The 18261-nt window shown below is 72.8% G+C and carries 12 protein-coding genes; 6 read left to right on the forward strand and 6 right to left on the reverse strand.

Annotated features, from left to right (window positions below):
* Window positions 1-107 precede the first annotated feature (107 nt).
* Together BMY89_RS05210 and BMY89_RS05215 are read right to left on the reverse strand one after the other, a co-directional pair.
* Entirely contained in the window at window positions 108-1148 is a 1041-nt protein-coding gene (locus BMY89_RS05210) for a nitroreductase/quinone reductase family protein (RefSeq protein ID WP_198413963.1), read from the reverse strand.
* Between the two features lie 93 nt (window positions 1149-1241).
* Entirely contained in the window at window positions 1242-1718 is a 477-nt protein-coding gene (locus BMY89_RS05215; RefSeq protein WP_092375816.1) for a DnaJ family domain-containing protein, read from the reverse strand.
* Between the two features lie 124 nt (window positions 1719-1842).
* Between BMY89_RS05215 and BMY89_RS05220 the strand changes: the two genes are divergently transcribed.
* Window positions 1843-2493, forward strand: a complete 651-nt coding sequence (locus BMY89_RS05220; protein ID WP_092375818.1) for a LysE family translocator — start codon at window positions 1843-1845, stop codon at window positions 2491-2493.
* A gap of 9 nt (window positions 2494-2502) precedes the next feature.
* On the opposite strand, the gene BMY89_RS05225 is transcribed toward BMY89_RS05220, so the two are convergent.
* The gene (locus BMY89_RS05225) at window positions 2503-4536 is read right to left on the reverse strand and encodes a beta-galactosidase (protein WP_092377383.1); all 2034 of its coding nucleotides are present in this window, start codon (window positions 4534-4536) and stop codon (window positions 2503-2505) included.
* 163 nt (window positions 4537-4699) lie between these two features.
* Here BMY89_RS05225 and BMY89_RS05230 point away from each other — a divergent pair, with 163 nt between their 5' ends.
* A complete protein-coding gene (locus tag BMY89_RS05230; protein WP_092375821.1) occupies window positions 4700-7048 on the forward strand; it encodes a TIM-barrel domain-containing protein in 2349 nt (782 codons plus the stop codon).
* Between the two features lie 62 nt (window positions 7049-7110).
* Here BMY89_RS05230 and BMY89_RS05235 read toward each other — a convergent pair whose 3' ends face one another.
* The 3 genes from BMY89_RS05235 to BMY89_RS05245 are packed head-to-tail and all read right to left on the reverse strand — an operon-like array spanning window position 7111 to window position 10800.
* Window positions 7111-8094 (reverse strand): carbohydrate ABC transporter permease, encoded by a 984-nt coding sequence (locus tag BMY89_RS05235; protein ID WP_092375824.1) that lies wholly within the window; start codon window positions 8092-8094, stop codon window positions 7111-7113.
* Complete coding sequence (locus BMY89_RS05240) at window positions 8091-9101, reverse strand: ABC transporter permease (RefSeq protein WP_092375827.1); 1011 nt, start codon at window positions 9099-9101, stop codon at window positions 8091-8093. Before BMY89_RS05240 ends, BMY89_RS05235 begins: the two co-directional genes overlap by 4 nt.
* A 31-nt stretch (window positions 9102-9132) precedes the next feature.
* Window positions 9133-10800, reverse strand: a complete 1668-nt coding sequence (locus tag BMY89_RS05245; RefSeq protein WP_175510301.1) for an extracellular solute-binding protein — start codon at window positions 10798-10800, stop codon at window positions 9133-9135.
* 194 nt (window positions 10801-10994) lie between these two features.
* Here BMY89_RS05245 and BMY89_RS05250 point away from each other — a divergent pair, with 194 nt between their 5' ends.
* The 4 genes from BMY89_RS05250 (at window position 10995) to BMY89_RS05265 (ending at window position 18254) form a co-directional block, all read left to right on the forward strand.
* On the forward strand, window positions 10995-12212 hold the full coding sequence (locus BMY89_RS05250; RefSeq protein ID WP_092377384.1) for an ROK family transcriptional regulator: 1218 nt from the start codon (window positions 10995-10997) through the stop codon (window positions 12210-12212).
* Window positions 12213-12454: 242 nt separating this feature from the next.
* On the forward strand, window positions 12455-14902 hold the full coding sequence (locus BMY89_RS05255; protein WP_092375835.1) for a beta-glucosidase family protein: 2448 nt from the start codon (window positions 12455-12457) through the stop codon (window positions 14900-14902).
* Between the two features lie 14 nt (window positions 14903-14916).
* A complete protein-coding gene (locus BMY89_RS05260) occupies window positions 14917-16002 on the forward strand; it encodes a LacI family DNA-binding transcriptional regulator (protein ID WP_092375838.1) in 1086 nt (361 codons plus the stop codon).
* Window positions 15999-18254: a glycosyl hydrolase family 95 catalytic domain-containing protein gene (locus tag BMY89_RS05265; RefSeq protein ID WP_092375841.1), complete on the forward strand. Its 2256-nt coding sequence runs from the start codon at window positions 15999-16001 to the stop codon at window positions 18252-18254. Before BMY89_RS05260 ends, BMY89_RS05265 begins: the two co-directional genes overlap by 4 nt.
* The last annotated feature ends 7 nt before the right edge of the window (window positions 18255-18261 follow it).

Raw genomic sequence — 18261 nt, forward strand, 5'->3', positions numbered from 1 at the left:
GGCGCGGCATGACAGCACGGACGGTTCAGCTCGACAGCGACCGAGGACCCCAGGTCAATAGGGTCCGCGCGGATCGCGTGTCACGCCGTGTGCGTCAGCCCGGCCAGTCAGCCGACGCCGTCGAGGACCGGGATGAGCTGTTCCTCCTCGTACGCCAGGTGCGCCTCCAACTCGGCGACGAGCCGGCCGACCTGCTCGCGGACCTGCTCGCGGACCTGCTCGCGGTCGGCGCCGTCGGCGGTGAGCGTCTGCTGCAACTCCCCCAGCAGCTCGGCCACCCGCTGGTGCTCCTCGCGAAGCCGGTCCAGTACGGGGGCCAGGTCGGGGCGTTGTGCGCCGATGCCGGCGAACATGCCCGCGTCCTCGTTGGAGTGGTGGCCGTGCAGACCGGCGCAGACCGTGAGGCAGTTCACCCGCAGTTGGGCGCCGAGCGCCGGCCCGGAGCGGTCCACCTCGGCACGGATCAGCGCCAGCTCCCGTCGGAACGCGTCATGGATCATTTTCAGGGCCGCGCCCCACGACGGCGCGTCCGGCGGCCCGCCGGCCTGCTCGTAGAGGGCCACCACCGGGATCACCCGGGACGTCTTCGCCTGGTAGTCGGCCCAACCGGGGTCGTCCTGCGCTGCTCTGCCGAAGAGGCGGTCCCGCTCGTCGCCGGTGAGCACCTCGGCGCGCGCCGAGTAGGTGAATGTCCCGTCCTCGACGGTGACCTGCGGGTCGGCGACCAGATTGCGGTACCACTGCGGATGCCGTTCGGCGCCCGCGGCGGAGGCGATCACGAGGATCCGTTGCCCGCCGTCGGGCAGGTAGGCGACCGGGGTGGTGTGTCCGGCGCCGGTGCGTGCTCCGGTGGTGGTGAGCAGGATCAGTCGGGCGCCCTCGAACGGGCCGCCCACCCGGCCGGCGTTGGCCCGGAACTCGTCGATGATCTGCTGGTTGAAGTCGTTCGGCATGCTCAGCCTTCTGCGGTGACAGGAGTCGGCCACGTCGGAGACGCCGGTGGCCACGGCGAGGATCGCGCCGTCAGCGGCGCGGCGTGAAACAGTGGGCGCCTCGAAGCGGGCGCAGCGGGGTGCCTGGAGGGCGGCGGGCCTCGGGCCCGCACCCGCCTCACCGGCGGACCGGGTACCCCGTCCGCTCGTGGCCAATGGCCGACCCGGCAGTCACGCGAGCGACCCTAGTCGACACCCCTCGTGCCGGCAAACGGCCCGCAACGGGATCGGGCGAGCCGCGCGGCGAAGTCAGGCGGTGCGGCGGCGGAACGGAAACCACGCCCGCCGGGGCGCGGGCGACGCCGGGCGGCCGGCGGGAGCCGGTGGGCCGGCAGCGGCGGCGCGACGGTCGGCCCGCCAGCGCGCCACGACGGCGTCGGCGTTGACCGGACGCACCACGACCTTCGGGCCGGAGGGATTGCGCAGCCAGGCCATCACCTCGGCGTTGAGGTCGGCGACGCACGCCCGCACAGCCTGCTCGGTGGGTAGCTCGCGGACCTCGTCGGGTAGGCGTTCGATCCGGCGACGCAGCAGCAGCGGGGCGGGCAACAGCAGGTCTGTGGGTAGCTGTTCGCGTTCCAGAAAGCTCTTGATCCACCAGGACTCGTCATAGGGCAGCCCCCGGCCGGGGATGGGTTTGCCCGCACCGGGCAGGTGGTCGAACTCTCCGCGCTCCTGCGCCGACCGGATCTGAGCCTCGACCGAGGCCTCCCACGCCTTGTCCAAGGATCGCCACCTCCCAGGGCAACCGTAACGTGACTGCGATCTCCCTGATGAGCAGCGTCGCCACCCCCGCCGGCATTCCCCGGTCGCCTAGGCTCAGGAACCGACGTGGGACGGGGGGCAGGCAATGGTGAGTACGGCGGGGGTTGTCGGGATCGCGCTGGTCGCCCTGGGGCTGGTGCTGACGCCGGGGCCGAACATGGTCTACCTGGTGTCCCGGTCGGTGACGCAGGGTCGGCGGGCCGGGTTGATCTCGTTGCTGGGGGTCGCCGCCGGTTTCGGTGTCTACCTCGGTGCGGCGGTGGCCGGCATCGCCACCGTCTTCGTGCTGGTGCCCGCGCTCTACACGGTGGTCAAGCTGGCCGGCGCGGCGTACCTGCTGTGGCTGGCGTGGCAGGCGGTGCGTCCGGGCGGGCACTCGCCGTTCACTCCGGCGCCGCTGCCACCGGACCCGACCCGGCGGCTGTTCACCATGGGCCTGGTCACCAACCTGCTCAACCCGAAGATCGCCATCCTGTACGTCTCGCTGCTGCCGCAGTTCATCGACCCTGCCCGCGGGAACGTGGCGGCGCAGAGCCTGCTGCTCGGGCTGACCCAGATCACCGTGGCGTTGACGGTGAACGCGCTGATCGTGCTGACCGCCGGTGGTATCGCCGGTTTCCTCAGCCGCAGACCGCTGTGGCTGCGGGTACAGCGGCTGCTGATGGGCACGGTGCTGGCCGCCATGGCGGTGCGGATCGCCGCCGACCGCTCCCGCGCCGCCGTCGCCACGCCCTGACCGGCACGGTCAGCCCCGTTCGCGGAGCACCGCGACGCCGCCGGGCGGCAGCGTCACCGCCGTCTCGACCGGGGTCGCGGAGAGCAACTCCACGCCCCGTGCCGGCACGCGCTGCTGCCGGTCGGTGTGGTTGAACAGGAAGAGCCAGCTCGCGTCCGCGTGCCGGCGGCGTACCGCTTCGACACCGTCGGGCGCGGCGGGGCAGACCGGGACGACGCCGGCCGCCTGCGCGGCGGTGTCGGCGAGTCGACGGTAGGTGGCGTCGTCGGGCCGGGTGGAGACATACCAGGCGGTTCCGGCGCCGGTGCGATGACGGGTGACGGCGGGCATCGCGTCCAGCACCCCACCGTCGTACGAGCTGACCACCTCCGCTCCGGCCAGGCGCAGCGTCTCGGTCCAGATCCGTGCGGTCCCGCCGTCGCAGAGGCGGACGTGGTCGTCGTCGGCGAGCGGGTGGAACTCCTCGGCCCGGACACCGAGCAGGTCCCGCAGGGCACCCGGGTAGCCGCCGAGCCGCACCCGGGCGTGCTCGTCGGCGGTGCCGCTGAGGTACGTCGCCAGCAGGTGACCGCCGCCGTGGAGGTACTCACGCAACCAGCCGGTGGTGGCGTCGTCGACCAGGTACAGGGCGGGCAGGACGAGTAGCCGGTAACCGTCGAGAGGGTCGCCGGGGCTGACGGTGGCGCAGGCGTACCCGGCACGCCAGAAGGCCCGGTGGGCGGCGGTCACCTCCGCGTGGTGGTCCAGGCGGCTCGACGGGAGGCCCGGGTGGCGCAGCGCCCAGCCGCTGGCCGCGTCGACGGTGAGCGCCACGCTGGCCTCTACGTCGCCGCGTACCTCGGTGAGCCGTTCCAGCGCGCCGCCGAGCTCGACGGCCTCGCGGAACACCCGGCTGTCCGGTCCGGCGTGCGGCACCAGGGCGGAGTGGAAGCGCTCGGCTCCGCCGGTGGGGGCCCGCCATTGGAAGAACATCGCGCCGTGGGAGCCGCGGGCGACGTGGGCGAGGCTGTGCCGCAGCATCCGCCCGGGCTCCTTGGTGTGCATCCGACCGGCGGTGTGGATCTGGTTGGGCGCGCTCTCCATCAGCAGCCATGCCGGTGCGGGGTCGGGTGGGGTGGCGGTGTCCGACGGCACGGTGACCGGCCGGCGGGTGGTGGCGTGCCGGGCCCAGCCGCGGGCCAGGTCGGCGGCGAGCGCGGTCTGCTCCTCGGCGCCGCCGTCGACGGCTGACGGGTAGTGGTCGATGGCGACCAGGTCCACCTCGCTGGCCCAGCGGGCATGGTCGACCGGCACCCAGTCGCCGAGGACGTAGTTGGTGGTGATCGGGATCGCCGGGTTCGCGGCGCGCAGCAGGTCGCGTTGTTCGGTGTACGCGGCGAGCAGGGTGTCCGACCAGAAGCGGCGGAAGTCCAGCAGGTGGCCCGGGTTGGCCAGGTACTGGGTGGCCCGGGGGGTGCTGATCTGCGCCCAGTCGGAGTAGTGCTGGCCCCAGAAGCTGGTTGCCCAGGCGTCGTTGAGGCTGGCCAGGTCGCCGTGGCGGGCGCTGAGCCAGCGGCGGAACGCCCGGGCGGTCTGCTCGCAGTGACAGATGGTGCCGTACTCGTTGTGTACGTGCCACAGCGCGAGGGCCGGATGGTGGGCGTACCGGTCGGCGAGGGCGGCGGCGACGCGACGTGCGGCGTCCCGGTAGGCGGGGGCGGCGGCGCAGTAGGTGTCCCGGCTGCCGTGGTGCAGGCGTACCCCGTCGGCGGTGACCGGCAGCGCGCCCGGGTGGGACAGGGAGAACCACGGCGGCGGCGAGGCCGTGGGGGTGGCCAGGGCGACCCGGATGCCGCCGTCGTGCAACAGGTCGAGCACCTCATCGAGCCAGTCGAAGGTGTACCGGCCGGGGGCCGGTTCCAGCCGCGACCAGGCGAACACGCCGACGGTGACCAGGTTGACCTTCGCCTGGCGCATCAGCGTGACGTCCTCGGCCCAGACCTGCGCCGGCCACTGCTCCGGGTTGTAGTCACCGCCGTAGCAGAGCCGGCCGTCGGTCCACATCGCCACCACCCCGCCAATTTAGTTGAGGAAGCACCCAAACTATTGACCAGCTTTCCCCATGTCAACGCCGTGGATGCTTCCGGGATCGGCGATCGTCGTTGACATTTCGTTGGGAAGTTAAAGAAACTGTCGGCACCGCTCGAACGTCATCGAGGAGACGCTGATGCCGTACCGACCGCCGTTGGTGCCGTACGAGACCTTCGTCGCCGACCCGCCCGACCTGCCGGTGCGCGCGCCCGGCCAGGACGGCCCGGCCGTGCTGGGTCGGGCCGAGGTCGCCGGCACCGATCCGCACGGCGCGACCTTCAAGGCCGCGCTGACCGACGGCGTGACGACGGTGGTACGCGTCGACGCGGCCGGCGACGGCGTGATCCGGGTACGCCTGGCCGAAGACCCGCAGGCGCGCAGCCGCTCCGCCCGCCTCATGCCGCTGGTGCATCCAGGCACCCCGGCGGCGACGGTCATCGTCGAGGACCGGTACGTCCGCGTCGACGCCGGCGCGGTCGTCGCCGAGATCCGGCTCGACCCGTGGCGGATCCGGTTCCTGCGTCCCGACGGCTCGCTGCTGCTCGAACAGGATCCGGGCACGGTCGACATCAGCGGCCGGCGGCGTACCCTCCCGTTCGGACACTCCACGGCCGACGGGGTGCGGGTCGCCTGGCACGAGAGCTTCGTCGCGCCGGGCGACGAGCGGTTCGTCGGGTTCGGTGAGAAGTTCACCCCACTGGACAAACGCGGCCAGCGGGCCCTGATGTGGAACTTCGACGCCTTCGGCGGCGAGTCCGACCGCGCGCACAAGAACGTGCCGTTCTACCTCTCCAACCGGGGTTACGGGGTGCTGGTGGACAGCGGCATGCCGGTGCAGTTCGACGTCTGCCAGTCCACCCACAGCGCCGTGCAGATCCTGGTCCCCGACGACCTGCTCGACTACTACGTGCTGGCCGGACCGACCCCCGCCGAGGTGCTGGACCGCCTGGACCAGCTGACCGGCCGGCCGTACCTGCCGCCACGGTGGGCCTTCGGCACCTGGATCTCCTCGGGCTTCTACCCGGACAGCCAGCAGCGGGTGCTGGACCGGGCGACCCGCATCCGCGAGCGGGGCATCCCGTGTGACGTGCTGCACCTGGACTGCTACTGGCAGGTCGCCGGCAGCTGGTCGGACCTGCGCTGGGACGACGAGGCGTTCCCCGACCCGGCGGGCATGCTGCGTACCCTCACCGAGCAGGGTTTCCGGGTCTGTCTCTGGATGAACCCGTACCTGATGACGGAGAGCCCCCGCTACGCCGAAGCCGACCGGGCCGGCTATTTCCTGCGCCGGCCGGACGGGCGCACGTACGTCGCCGACGTGTGGCACGGCAGCTACCCGCCCTGCGCCATCGTGGACCTCACCAACCCGGCGGCGGTCGAGTGGTTCACCGGGCTGCTGCGTCCGCTGCTGGAGCAGGGCGTGGCGGTGTTCAAGACCGACTTCGCCGAGGGCGTACCGGCCGACGCGGTGGCGCACAACGGGATGACCGGGGTCGAGCTGCACAACGTGTACGCGCTGCTCTTCAACGACGTGGTCGCCGAGGTCACCGAGCAGGTCGCCGGCCACCGGGCGGTGTGGGCCCGCTCGTCGTACCTCGGCGGGCAGCGGCACAGCGCGCAGTGGAGCGGCGATTCCAACGCCACCTGGCCGGCGCTGGCCAGCACGTTGCGTGGCGGGCTGTCCCACGGTCTGTCCGGAGTGCCGTTCTGGAGCCACGACACCGGCGGGTTCCACGGCGTCCCCGAGCCGGACCTCTATGTCCGCTGGTCGCAGTTTGGTGCGCTGTCGCCGCTGGTCCGACTGCACGGCACCAGCAGCCGGCTGCCCTGGGAGTTCCCGGCCGAGGCGGAACGGCTCGCGGTGTCCGCGCTGCGGTTGCGCTACCGGCTGATGCCGTACCTCTGGTCGGCCGCGGTGCAGGCGGCCGCCACCGGCGTACCGATGATGCGGGCCCTGCTGGTCGACACCCCGGACGACCCGACGGCCTGGACCACCGACCTGCAGTACCGCCTCGGTGAGGACCTGCTCGTCGCGCCGGTCATCGACCGGTCCGGCCGGCGTGACGTCTACCTTCCCGTCGGCGACGACTGGATCGACGCCGGCACCGGCGAGCGGCATCGGGGTGGCCAGCACCTGCGGGTGAGCGCGCCCCTGGCCCGGATGCCGCTGTATGTGCGCCGGGGCACGCTGCTGCCGCTGGTCGAGCCGCAGGCCACCGTCGGTGACGGCCCGTTCCAGGAGGTCACCGTGGTCAGTTGGGGCGCGGTGGACGGCCGGACGGTGGTGCACGACGTCGACGGCGACACGATCATCGAGGCGGTCCGCGACGGCGACGAGTTGCGGATTCGGACGTGGGGGCCGCTGCGGGTGGGGCAGCTGGCCTTCGCCGGGGTCGGCGAGGCCGACCAGCCGGCCCGGTCACTGCTCAACGGTGCGGTGGTGACCGTCGTGCCCTTCGCGGGGCTGTTTCCCGCACCGGGCTGACCGTCCCCGCGCGGCGCCCGATCGGACGGAGCCGGGCGCCGCGCGGGGACGGGGCCGTCCGGTCAGCCCTTCACCGCTCCGGTGATCATGCCCTTGGTGAAGTGCCGCTGCACGAAGGGGTAGATGATCACGGCGGGGATGACGGTCACCACCACCACCGCCATCTTGACGGCCAGGGTCGGCGGATACGCGGTCACTCCGGGCAGGCTCACCGCCGTGCCGGAGACGTTCGGCGACTGCCCGGCCAGGATGTAGCTCTGCAGCACCCGCTGGATGGGGAACTTGTCGTTCGAGTCGATGTAGAGCACCGCGTTGAAGTACGCGTTCCAGTAGCCGACGGCGTAGAAGAGGCCCACCACGGCGATCACCGCCCGGGACAGCGGCAGCACGATCCGGGTGAGGATGCGCAGCTCGCCGGCGCCGTCGATGCGGGCGCTGTCCAGCAGCTCGGCCGGCACGTTCATGAAGAACGCCCGGATCACCACCAGGTTGAACACGCTGATCGCGCTGGGCAGGATCAGCGACCAGATGTTGTCCTTGAGGCCCAGCCCGGTGACCACCAGGTAGCTCGGCACCAGCCCCGGGAAGATCAGGAAGGTGAGCAGGAAGTAGAAGAGCAGACCGCGGTGGGCCACCGAGCCGGGCCGGGACAGGCCGTACGCGGCCAGTACGGTGAGCACCAGGCTGAGCGTGGTGCCGAGCACGGTGACCAGGGTGCTGATCCACACTGCCCGGGTGACGTCGCCGCCGCTGAAGATGGTGATGTACGCCGACGGGTCGATCTCCCGTGGCACCATCACCATGCCGCCCGCGTCGTCGATCGTGCCACGGGAGGCCAGGCTGGTGACCAGCACCGCCCACAGTGGCACCAGCACCGCCGCCACCAGCAGGGTGAGCGCGACCGCCTTGGCGAGGGTGCCGGGCACCGAGGGCGGGCCTTCCCAGACCGGCCGGCCTGAGCGCCGCCGTGGACGAGGCGGTGGTGGCGGTCCCGCCGTCACCGGCGCCGCCGGCACCGGGCCGACACCACTGAGCTGGGCAGTCATGATTTGGAGTACACCCCCTGCTCGCCGAGCCGGTGCGCGATCTTGTTCGCGGTGAGGATCAGGGCCAACCCGACCACCGCCTTGAACAGGCCCGCCGCCGCCCCGAGTCCCCACTGCTGAGTGCTGATGGCCTGGTAGTAGACGAAGGTGTCGAGCACCTCGGCGGCCTCCCGGCCGACCGCCTCGCGTTGCAGGATGAACTGCTCGAAGCCGACCGACAGCGCGTCGCCGAGCCGCATGATGAGCAGCAGCACGATGACCGGACGCAGACCGGGCAGGGTGATGTGCCACAACCGGCGCCACCGCCCCGCGCCGTCGGCGGCCGCCGCCTCGTACAGGTTCGGGTCGATCGCCGACAGCGCCGCCAGGAAGACGATCGCGCCCCAGCCGAGGTCCTTCCACACCGACTCGGCGGTGACCAGCACGATGAACGTGTCCGGGTTGGTCATGATCTCCCAGGGCTCCAGGCCGGCCTGGCGCATCTCCTGGGCCAGCAGCCCGGCCCCGCCGAACATCTGCACGAAGAACGTCACCACCAGCACCCAGCTGAAGAAGTGCGGCAGGTAGACCACGCTCTGCACGAAACCGCGTACCCGGCCGGAGACGATGCTGTTGAGCAGGATCGCCAGCATGATCGGCAGCGGGAAGAAGAAGACCAGCTGGAAGGCGGTGATGGTCAGCGTGTTGCGCACCGCGTCCCAGAACGCCGGGTCGCGGAAGAGCGCCTCGAAGTTGCCGAAGCCGATCCACTCGCTGTTCAGGAACGCGTCGAGGGGATCGTCGCCGACGAACGGGTTGTAGTCCTGGAAGGCGATGATGTTGCCGAGGGTGGGCAGGTAGTGGAAGACCAGCAGCAGCGCCGCCGCGGGCGCGGCCATCGCCAGCAGCGGCCAGTCGCGGCGCAGCCGGGCGCGCAGCGTACGCCGGTTGCGTCGCGGGCGGCGGGGCGGCGGACGCCCGGCCGGTGTCTCCCGGCCGGGCGTCGGTGTGACGGAGGGCGCGCTCATGTGGGGCTGCCCCTGCGCCGCGTACGCATGCTCATCGGCCGTTGTCTGCGAGGGCCTTCTCGTGGAACGCGCGTCCCTCCTCGCCGCCGGTGTCCATGAACTCCTTGCGCACCTGCTCGATGTCGCCGACGGGGCGGCGGCCCCGCACGATGTCGCGGATCTTGTCGTCGGTCGGCTGGAGGTTCTTCGACCAGTTCGCCGGCAGCTCCAGCTTGATGCCGGCGAACAGGTCCTTCTCCATCGTCGCGATGTGCTTGCGGTAGTAGCCGATGTAGTCCTGCACGTACTCCGGGGTGTCGCCGCTGCGCACCTTGACCGGCACCCGGCCACCGATGTGGGTGTACTGGGCGCCGAGTTCCTTGCGACCCAGCTCGGTCGGGGTCGGTGTGCCGTCGGCGCCCCGGCTGAAGTGCTGCCCCTCCGCGCCGAACTCGCGCAGTTCGAACTCCCGGCTACCGAAGGGCGCGGCGCACCAGTTGAGCACCCCCAGCAGCTCGTCGACCCGCTCGGGGGCGAGATCCTTCTTGAGGAAGGTCCAGAAGACCGGCTTCTCGCTGCCCCAGATGACCGGCTGACCGCCGCTGGCGCCGAAGACCGGCAGCGGCTGCATGTCGAAGGTGGACAGCTCCTTGACCCGCTCGCTCTGCATGCCCTGCCAGGCGCCGAGCCCGTCCTGGTACATCAGGATCTTTCCGGCCTTGAACAGCTGTTTCTCGTCGGCGCCCCGGCTGGCCGCGGTGTCCGGGTGCACCAGGCCCTCGGCGAACAACCGGGCGGTGAACTCCAACGCGGCGGCGAAGGCCGGGTTCTCGTACTTGTGCTCCAGGCCGCCGTCGGGCTTCTTGCGCCAGGTCTGTTGGCAGCCGAAGAACTGCTGGACCATCTCGAAGACGCTGCCGAAGGCCCACACCCCCTTGGCCGGGTCGGTGGCCTTCTTGCCGAACTCGTACAGCTCCTCCGGGGTCGTCGGTGCGGCCAGGCCGGCGGGGTCCAGCAGGTCCCGGCGGTGGAACAGGGCGTAGGCGAACGGCCCGTCGGTGGGGAACGGCACCGCGTACAGTCGCCCGCCCCAGACGGAGTACTCCCAGGCGCCGCTCGGCAGCGAGGCCAGGTAGGGGTACTTCGCGGCGGCGTCGCCCTTGAGATGGTCGGTCAGGTCGGTGAACAGCGCCTTGACCGCGTCGGAGAACCGGGCGACCTTGTCGACCTCCCAGTTCGGCGCGCACAGCAGGTCGGGCACGTCGCGGGCGCCCAGCATGGCGTTGAGCTTGTCGGCGTAGGTGTTGCCGTCCTGCAGGCTCGGGTCGACCTCGACGCCGAGCTTGCCGTTGACCGCCGCCAGGTACGCGTTGCGGCCCAGCGGTGGCGGGGCCGGCCCCCACCAGGGGCTCATCGTCTTGATCGGTGGGCCGCCCCGGCCCGGCGCCTCGGTGACCGCGTCGACGAGTTGGCTCGGGTAGCTGAGGTATCCGTCGGGGATCGGCCCCTCGCCGGCGATGTCCGGCTTGAGCAGCTCGACCCGCTGGTAGGTGGGCAGTACGGCCTTGATGGCGTCGGCGCTGGTGGCGCTGCCCTGACTGCCGGCCTCCTTGCTGCACCCGGCCAGGGCGGTGCCGCCCACGGTAGCGGCTGCGCCGAGGCCGAGCAGCCGCAGCATGGTCCGGCGGTCGGTGGATGCGCCTGGCAGGGAAGGCTTCACGGCGCACTCCCTTCGTTATCGGTAACGGTTTGCGGAGCCGATCGCTCCGGCTAAGATTAGTTGGGGTTCTAGCCGAACAAACTAATCGACGGTGATCCGTCCCACAAGACAGGCGGGCGGCCTGGTCGGTCCCGCCAGCGCGGTACGCGATGATGGGCGCGCACCGTGACACCGGCGCAGGGAGCGGGCAGATCGTGATCAGCATCCACAACGAACCGCAGCCGACGGACCTCGGCGACGTGCGGGTCGCCAACCGGGCCGTCGTCCTGCGGCACGTACGCCTGCACGCCCCCTGCTCCCGGGCCGACATCGCCGCGCGAACCGGGCTCAACAAGGCCACCGTCTCCAGCCTGGTGGCCGAGCTGATCACACAGCGGCTGGTCCGCGAGACCGGGCTCACCGAGAACCGGGTCGGCCGACCGGCGACGATGCTGGTGCTCGACGGCGAGCCCTACGCCGCCCTGGGCCTACAGATCGGCGCCGACGAGTTGGTGGCCGTCGCCATCGACCTGGGCGGCAACCGGCTGCTCACCTGGCGGCGGGCCTTCGCCACGACCACCGTGTCCCCCACCGAGACGCTGCGCGCGCTGACCGCGCTCACCCGTCGGGCCATCGGGCGGGTCACCGCCACGGGCCGCACCGTCCAGGGCCTCACCGTCGGCGTGCCGGGGCTGGTCGACCCCGCCGGCGCGGTGCCGTTGGCCACCGCCCTGGGCTGGCGGGACGTGCCGGTCGCGGCCGAGCTGCGCGCCGCCCTGCGGGATCCGGGCTTCGCCGTCGGCGTCGACAGCGTCGCCAACCTCGCCGCCCTGGCCGAACAGCGGCACGGTGCGTACGCGGGCATCACCGACCTGGTGCACCTCACCGGCGGGCTCACCGTCGGCGCGGGCATCGTCGCCGCCGGCCGGTTGCTGCGGGGTGGCCGGGGCTTCGCCGGCGAGATCGGGCACCTGCCGATCGACCCGGCCGGTCCGCCGTGCGCCTGCGGAGCCCGTGGCTGCCTGACCGCCCTGGTCGGGCTGCCCGCCGTGGTACGTCGGCTGCTGCCCGATGCCGAGGCTGACGGCCCGGTCGTGGACTACCTGCCGGAGCTGGCGCGGATCGTCGCGCTGGCCCGCCACGACGACCCCACCGTGCTCAGCGGGCTGGCCGAGACCGGGCGGCAGCTCGGGCGCGGCGTGGCGGTCCTGACCGACCTGCTCAACCCGGAGGCGGTGGTGGTGGGCGACCACTTCGCGGCGCTGGCACCCTGGCTGCTGCCGGCGGCCCGATCGGAGCTGGCCGCGCGGGCCCACGTGCCGGGCGCCGGTGGTTGCCGGTTGGAGGCCTCCACGCTGGACGCCGCGGCAGCCCTCGGCGGTGCGACCGCCGCGCTGGCCACCGTCGAAGCGGGACGGTTGCCCGTCCGCTGATCCCGGCCGCGCCGGCGTACCGCCGGCGCCGAGTCTTGACCCGATCGCCTCGGGGGTGCCAACCTCGAAGTCAGCCGCTCCGTTCGGGCATCCGGGGCGGCTTGCTTCGCACGGTTGTCGAAGCGCTTCGCCAGCGTCCGGGCCGACGACCGTCCTCCCACCATGACCTGCGATGCCGCTCGGCCATCCGCCGTCGAAGCGCTTCGACAACCGGCGTGCCGGGCACTGGAAGGCGATGCACCATGACCGACCGCACCACGCCCTCAGCCCGTGATCGGATCGACGACCTGCTGGCCCGGCTCACCCTGGCGGAGAAGATCGGCCTGCTGCACCAGTGGCAGGCGGCCGTGCCCCGGCTCGACCTGCCGGCCTTCCGGACCGGCACCGAGGCGCTGCACGGCGTCGCCTGGCTCGGCCCGGCCACCGTATTTCCCCAGGCCATCGGCCTGGCCAGCAGCTGGAACCCCGACCTGGTACGCGCCGTCGGCGTCGCCGTGGGCAGCGAGGTACGCGCCATGCACCACGCCGACCCCGGCCGGGTCGGCCTCAACGTGTGGGCGCCGGTGGTCAACCCGCTGCGCGACCCACGCTGGGGACGCAACGAGGAAGGCTGGTCCGAGGACCCGTGGCTGACCGGCCGGCTCGCCACCGCCTACGCCGAGGGCCTGCGCGGCGACCATCCCGAGCGGCTGCGTACCGCCCCCACCATCAAGCACTTCCTCGGCTACAACAACGAGACCGACCGGGCCACCACCTCCAGCGACCTGCCACCCCGGGTGCTGCACGAGTACGAGCTACCGGCGTTCCGCGCCCCCATCGCGGCCGGCGCGGCGGTCGCCGCGATGGCCTCCTACAACCTGGTCGACGGGGTGCCGGCCCACCTGAGCCCGCTGATCAACGGCGAGCTGCGCCGCTGGGCGCCCGACGAGGTGATGGTCGTCGGCGACGCCGGCGCGGTGACCAACATCGCCGGGGTGCAGGGCCACCTGGCCGACCACGTCAGCGGGTACGCCGCCGCGCTGCGCGCCGGGATCGACAGCTTCACCGAGGACGACGCCGACAGCGCACCCACCCGCGAACGGCTGACCGAGGCGCTGCGGCGGGGCCTGCTCGCCCCCGCCGACGTGGATCGGGCGGTCCGCCGCATCCTCTCCGTGCGGCTGCGTCTGGGCGACCTCGACCCGCCGCACACCGATCCGTACGCCGACACCGGCACCGAGGTCGTCGACTGCCCGGCCCACCGGGACCTCGCCCGGGAGGCCGCCCGCCAGTCGATCGTGTTGCTGCGCAACACCGGGCTGCTGCCGCTGGCCGCCGGGCTGCGGATCGCGGTGCTCGGCCCGCTGGCCGACGTCGTCCACGAGGACTGGTACAGCGGCACCCTGCCGTACGCGGTGACCGCGTACCGAGGGCTGGCCGGGCGGCTGCCGGAGGTCACCACCCATCCGGGCACCGACCGCATCGCCCTGCGGGTCGGTGACCGTTACGTGCGGTGCCCCGAGGGCACCGCAGGTGGCCCGCTGACCGTCGGCACCGACGCCACCTGGTTCGACGTGTTCGACTGGGGACGCGACACCGTGGCGCTGCGGGCCGTCGGCAACGGCCGACACGTCGGCGCCGACGACGAGGGCGCCCTCGTCAACGACCGTCCCGGGCCGGGTGGCTGGGTGGTCCGGGAGACCTTCCAGTTCGACCCGCTGCCCGACGGCACGGTGCTGCTGCGTCATCTGGGCACCGACCGGTACGTCACCGTCGACGACGAGGGACGGCTACGGGTCGACGGCGACGACACCTGCGCCGGTACCCCCTTCGGTATCGACCTGGTCGCCGACGGTGCGGCGGAGGCCGCCGCGCTGGCCGCCGACGCCGACGTGGCGGTGGTGACGGTCGGCAACCACCCGATGATCAACGGACGGGAGACCGAGGACCGCGTCGACCTGGCCCTGCCGGCCCGGCAGGAGGCGATGCTGCGGGCCGTGCACGCCGCGAACCCGCGCACGGTGCTGGTGGTGACCAGCAGTTATCCGTACGCCCTCGGTTGGGCGCAGCAGCATCTGCCGGCGCTGCTCTGGTCCTCGCACGGCGGGCAGGAGCACGGCACCGCGCTGGCCGACGTGCTGCTCGGCGACGCCGAGCCCGGCGGCCGGCTCACCCAGACCTGGTACGCCGACGTCGCCGACCTGCCGGACCTGCTCGACTACGACGTGATCGGCGCCGACTCCACCTACCTGTACTTCCGGGGTGAACCGCTGTACCCGTTCGGGCACGGGCACTCCTACACCAGCTTCGACTACGGCGACCTGCGGCTGAGCGCGGCGACGGTGAGCGCCGGCGAGGAGGTCGAGGTCAGTGTGGAGGTCACCAACACCGGCGAGCGCGCCGGCGAGGAGGTGGTGCAGCTGTACACCCGGCAGCGGCGCTCCCGGGTCAAGCAGCCGCTGCGGCAGCTGCGGGACTTCGCCCGACTCGTCCTCGCTCCCGGCGAGCGGCGCACCGTCACCCTGCGGCTGCGCACCGGCGAGTTGGGGTGGTGGGACGCCGACCGGGACGCCCAGGTGGTGGAGGACGCCACCCACACCGTGCTGGTCGGGCGCTCCGCGACCGACGTGCGGCTGGTGGGCACCGTCGCGGTGCGCGGCGAGCCGGTCGGGCAGGCGCCCCGGCTGCCCAGCGCGAGCGGGGCCCGGTGAGCGGGCGCGGACGCGTGGCGTCCGGTCAGCCCACCATCGCCGATGTGGCCCGGCACGCCGGTGTCGCGGTGAGCACCGTGTCGTACGTGCTCAGCGGCAAGCGGGCCATCTCCGAACTCACCCGCAACCGGGTGCTGGCCAGCATCCGGCTGCTCGGCTACCACCCGAACGCCGGGGCGCGGGCGCTGGCCAGCCGACGCGCCAACGTGATCGCGTTGGTGCTGCCGCTGCGTTCGGGCATCCAGGTGCCGGTGGTGATGCAGTTCGCCACGGCCGTGGTGACCTCCGCCCGCCGCCACGACCACGACGTGCTGCTGCTCACCTCCGACGAGGGCCCGGAGGGGCTGCGCCGGATCGCCGCCGGCGCCCTCGTCGACGGGGTCCTGGTGATGGACGTCGAACTGCACGACGCGCGGGTGCCGTTGCTGCGGGAGTTGGGCCGCCCCAGCGTGCTGATCGGTCTGCCCGCCGACACCGGCGGTCTGACCTGTGTGGATCTGGACTTCCACCGCGCCGGCCAGGTGTGCGTGGAGCACCTGGCCGGACTCGGGCACCGGCGGATCGCGCTGCTCGGCGCGCCGAGCGCCGTCTACGACCGGGAGACCGGGTTCGCGCATCGGACCCGGGCCGGGGTGGTGGAGGCGGCGGACCGGCACGGCGTCGAGGCGGTCACCGAGCCCTGCGAGGAGAACGCCGCCGACGTGCACGCTCGGGTGGTCGAGTTGTTCACCCGGCATCCCGAGCTGTCCGGGCTGGTGGTGCAGAACGAGGCGGCGGTCGGGCCGGTGCAGGCGGCGCTGGTCGGGCTGGGGCGACGGGTGCCGTACGACGTGTCGGTGGTCGCGGTCTGCCCGGACCAGTTCGCCGAACACGCGAGCCCGCGCCTGACCTCGGTGCCGGTGCCCGCCGAGGAGATCGGCCGGCAGGCCGTGTCGCTGCTGATGCGCAAACTGCACGAGGAGCCGGTGCCGGAGGTGACCCTGCTGGAACCCCGGTTGACCGTCCGGGACAGCACCGCCACGGCGACCGCCGAGCCGGTCCCGGCGGGCGACGGCACGGCGGCGGCCCGGTTCTGCGACGGCACGGCGGCGGCCCGGTGACCGGGCCGGTCCACCGGATCTGGGACACCGTGCCGGCGGACGGCTGGGAGGACGCGTTCCTCGCCGGCAACGGCGAGTACGGGATCATGGTGCACGGTCAGCCCCACTCGGAACGCATCGTGGTCAACCACCACCGGTTCGTGCTGCCCAACGGCACCCGGCACGCCCGCCCACCACGGCTGGCCGCCCTGCTGCCCCGGATCCGGGAGTTGATCCTCGCCGGTCGACGGGCCGAGGCCAGCCGGCTGTTGGCCGGCGACGGGGTGCTGCGCTGGACGCAGTCGTTCCATCCGGGTTTCGCCCTCACCATCGACGCGGCCGGCGAACCGATCGGCGGGCCCGGCGGGTCGGTCGACGCGGCCGGTGTGCCGGCGGCACCCGACTACCGCCGGCACACCGACTTCGACACCGGCGAGGTGGTGGTGCAGTGGGCCGGTGGGCAGCGGCGCTCGTTCGTCTCCCGGGCCGATCGGCTGATCGTCACGCACCTGGACATGGCTGACTGCCGGGTCGGCGCCACCGGCGAGCTGCCCGGACGGCCCGCCGGGGTGCGGTACGCGGTGTCGGCGTACCGGCGTGACGGGCTGGTCTTCCTGCGGGTACGGGGCCGCTACCCGCGTGCCGGCGGTGCGTACGGCTTCGAGGGGTTGACGCTGCTGCGCGGCGAGGTGACCGTCGACGCCGACGGTGTGCTGGTGCACGGACCGGCCCTGCTGCTGACGGTGCTCGACCGTCCGGAGCACCGGTGGCACAGCGCAGCGCTGGCGCGTCGGCTGGCCGGCCACCGCGACGCCCGCTACGGCGCCCTGCTGGCCCGGCACACGGCGCGGCACGCACCGGCGTACCGGCGGGTGAGCCTGGATCTGGACGTGCCGGCGGCGCAGCGCGCGTTGCCGGTGGGTGAACTGCTGGCCCGGCAGGCCGCTGACCCGCACACCCCGGATACGGCCCTGCTGGAGCGGCTGTTCCACGCCGGACGGTACCTGCTGCTGAGCGCCAGCGGTGTGCTGCCGCCCCGGCTGACCGGCCTGTGGCTCGGCTCGTGGGACGCCGCCTGGGCGGGTGACTTCACCACCGACGCCAACCTGAACCTGCAGTTGGCCACGGCGACCGTCGGCGCCCTGCCGGAGGTCACCGCCGCCCACGCCCGGCTGGTCGGCGACCAGGTCGACGACTGGCGGCGCAACGCCCGCGCCGTGTACGGCGCCCGTGGTCTGCTGGCTCCCAGCCGCACCGACGGCGAGCACGGCCACCTGTTCCACCTGCACCCGGACTGGCCGTTCGCGGCGTGGCTGCCGGGCGCACACTGGCTGCTGCTGCCGCTGTACGAGCAGCATCTGGTGACCGGGGAGCCGCTGGGCGAGGTGGCCGGCTGGCTGGTGGAGGTGGCCGAACTCCTCGCCGACGTGCTGACCGCCACCGACAGCGACGGGACGCTGGGGTTCGTGCCGTCGTACTCGGCGGAGACCGGGCCGCTGGACGCGACGGGTGTCCCGGTGCACGTGGCGGTGAACGCGACGATGGACATCGCCGCGGCGCGGCACGCGTTCACCGTGGCCGCCACGCTGACCGGCGACGACCGGTGGGTACGCCTGGCGGCGCGGCTGCCCGCGTACCGGGTCGAGCAGGACGGGGCGCTGGCGGAGTGGGCCTGGCCCGGCTACCGCGCCGACGAGAACCACCGGCACGTCAGCCACCTGTATCCGGTGTGGCCGCTGGGTGAGATCACCCCCGAGGACACCCCGGAGCTGGCGGCGGCGGCGCATCGGGCGTTGCGGCGGCGCGGTGACGAGAACCTGTCCGCCCACGGCAGCCTGCACCGGGCACTGGCCGCCGCCCGGCTGCACGACGGGCCGCTGGTCCAGGCGAACCTCCTGAAGATCATCGGCCGGGACATGTTCTTCCGGTCGCTGATGAGCGCACACAACCCCGGGCGGGTCACCTACAACGCCGACGCCGCCCACACCCTGCCGGCCGTGCTGATCGAGTCGCTGGTGCAGGGCCGGCCCGGCCGGCTGCGGCTCCTACCGGCCCCACTGCCCGGACTGACCGGGGGCACCCTGCGTGGGGTCACCTGCCCGGGGCGGATCACGGTGGCGGAGCTGGCCTGGCAACCCGGCACCGTACGCGCCCGACTGGTCTCCAAGGCGACGCAGCGGCTACGGGTGCGCAGCCCGTACGGCGAGACGGTGGTGCGGCTGGCCGCCGACGAGGCGACCGAGGTGGCGTTCACCGCGCAGGCCGCCCACTAGACTGCCC

This window comes from Micromonospora phaseoli, assembly GCF_900109115.1.
GTDB lineage: Bacteria > Actinomycetota > Actinomycetes > Mycobacteriales > Micromonosporaceae > Micromonospora > Micromonospora phaseoli.

What these genes read in the sequence shown, in the direction of transcription:
- BMY89_RS05220 (WP_092375818.1), top strand. Translation starts at nt 1,843, where the DNA reads ATGGTGAGTACGGCGGGGGTTGTCGGGATCGCGCTGGTCGCCCTGGGG.
- BMY89_RS05225 (WP_092377383.1), bottom strand. Translation starts at nt 4,536, where the DNA reads ATGTGGACCGACGGCCGGCTCTGCTACGGCGGTGACTACAACCCGGAG.
- BMY89_RS05230 (WP_092375821.1), top strand. Translation starts at nt 4,700, where the DNA reads ATGCCGTACCGACCGCCGTTGGTGCCGTACGAGACCTTCGTCGCCGAC.
- BMY89_RS05235 (WP_092375824.1), bottom strand. Translation starts at nt 8,094, where the DNA reads ATGACTGCCCAGCTCAGTGGTGTCGGCCCGGTGCCGGCGGCGCCGGTG.
- BMY89_RS05240 (WP_092375827.1), bottom strand. Translation starts at nt 9,101, where the DNA reads ATGAGCGCGCCCTCCGTCACACCGACGCCCGGCCGGGAGACACCGGCC.
- BMY89_RS05255 (WP_092375835.1), top strand. Translation starts at nt 12,455, where the DNA reads ATGACCGACCGCACCACGCCCTCAGCCCGTGATCGGATCGACGACCTG.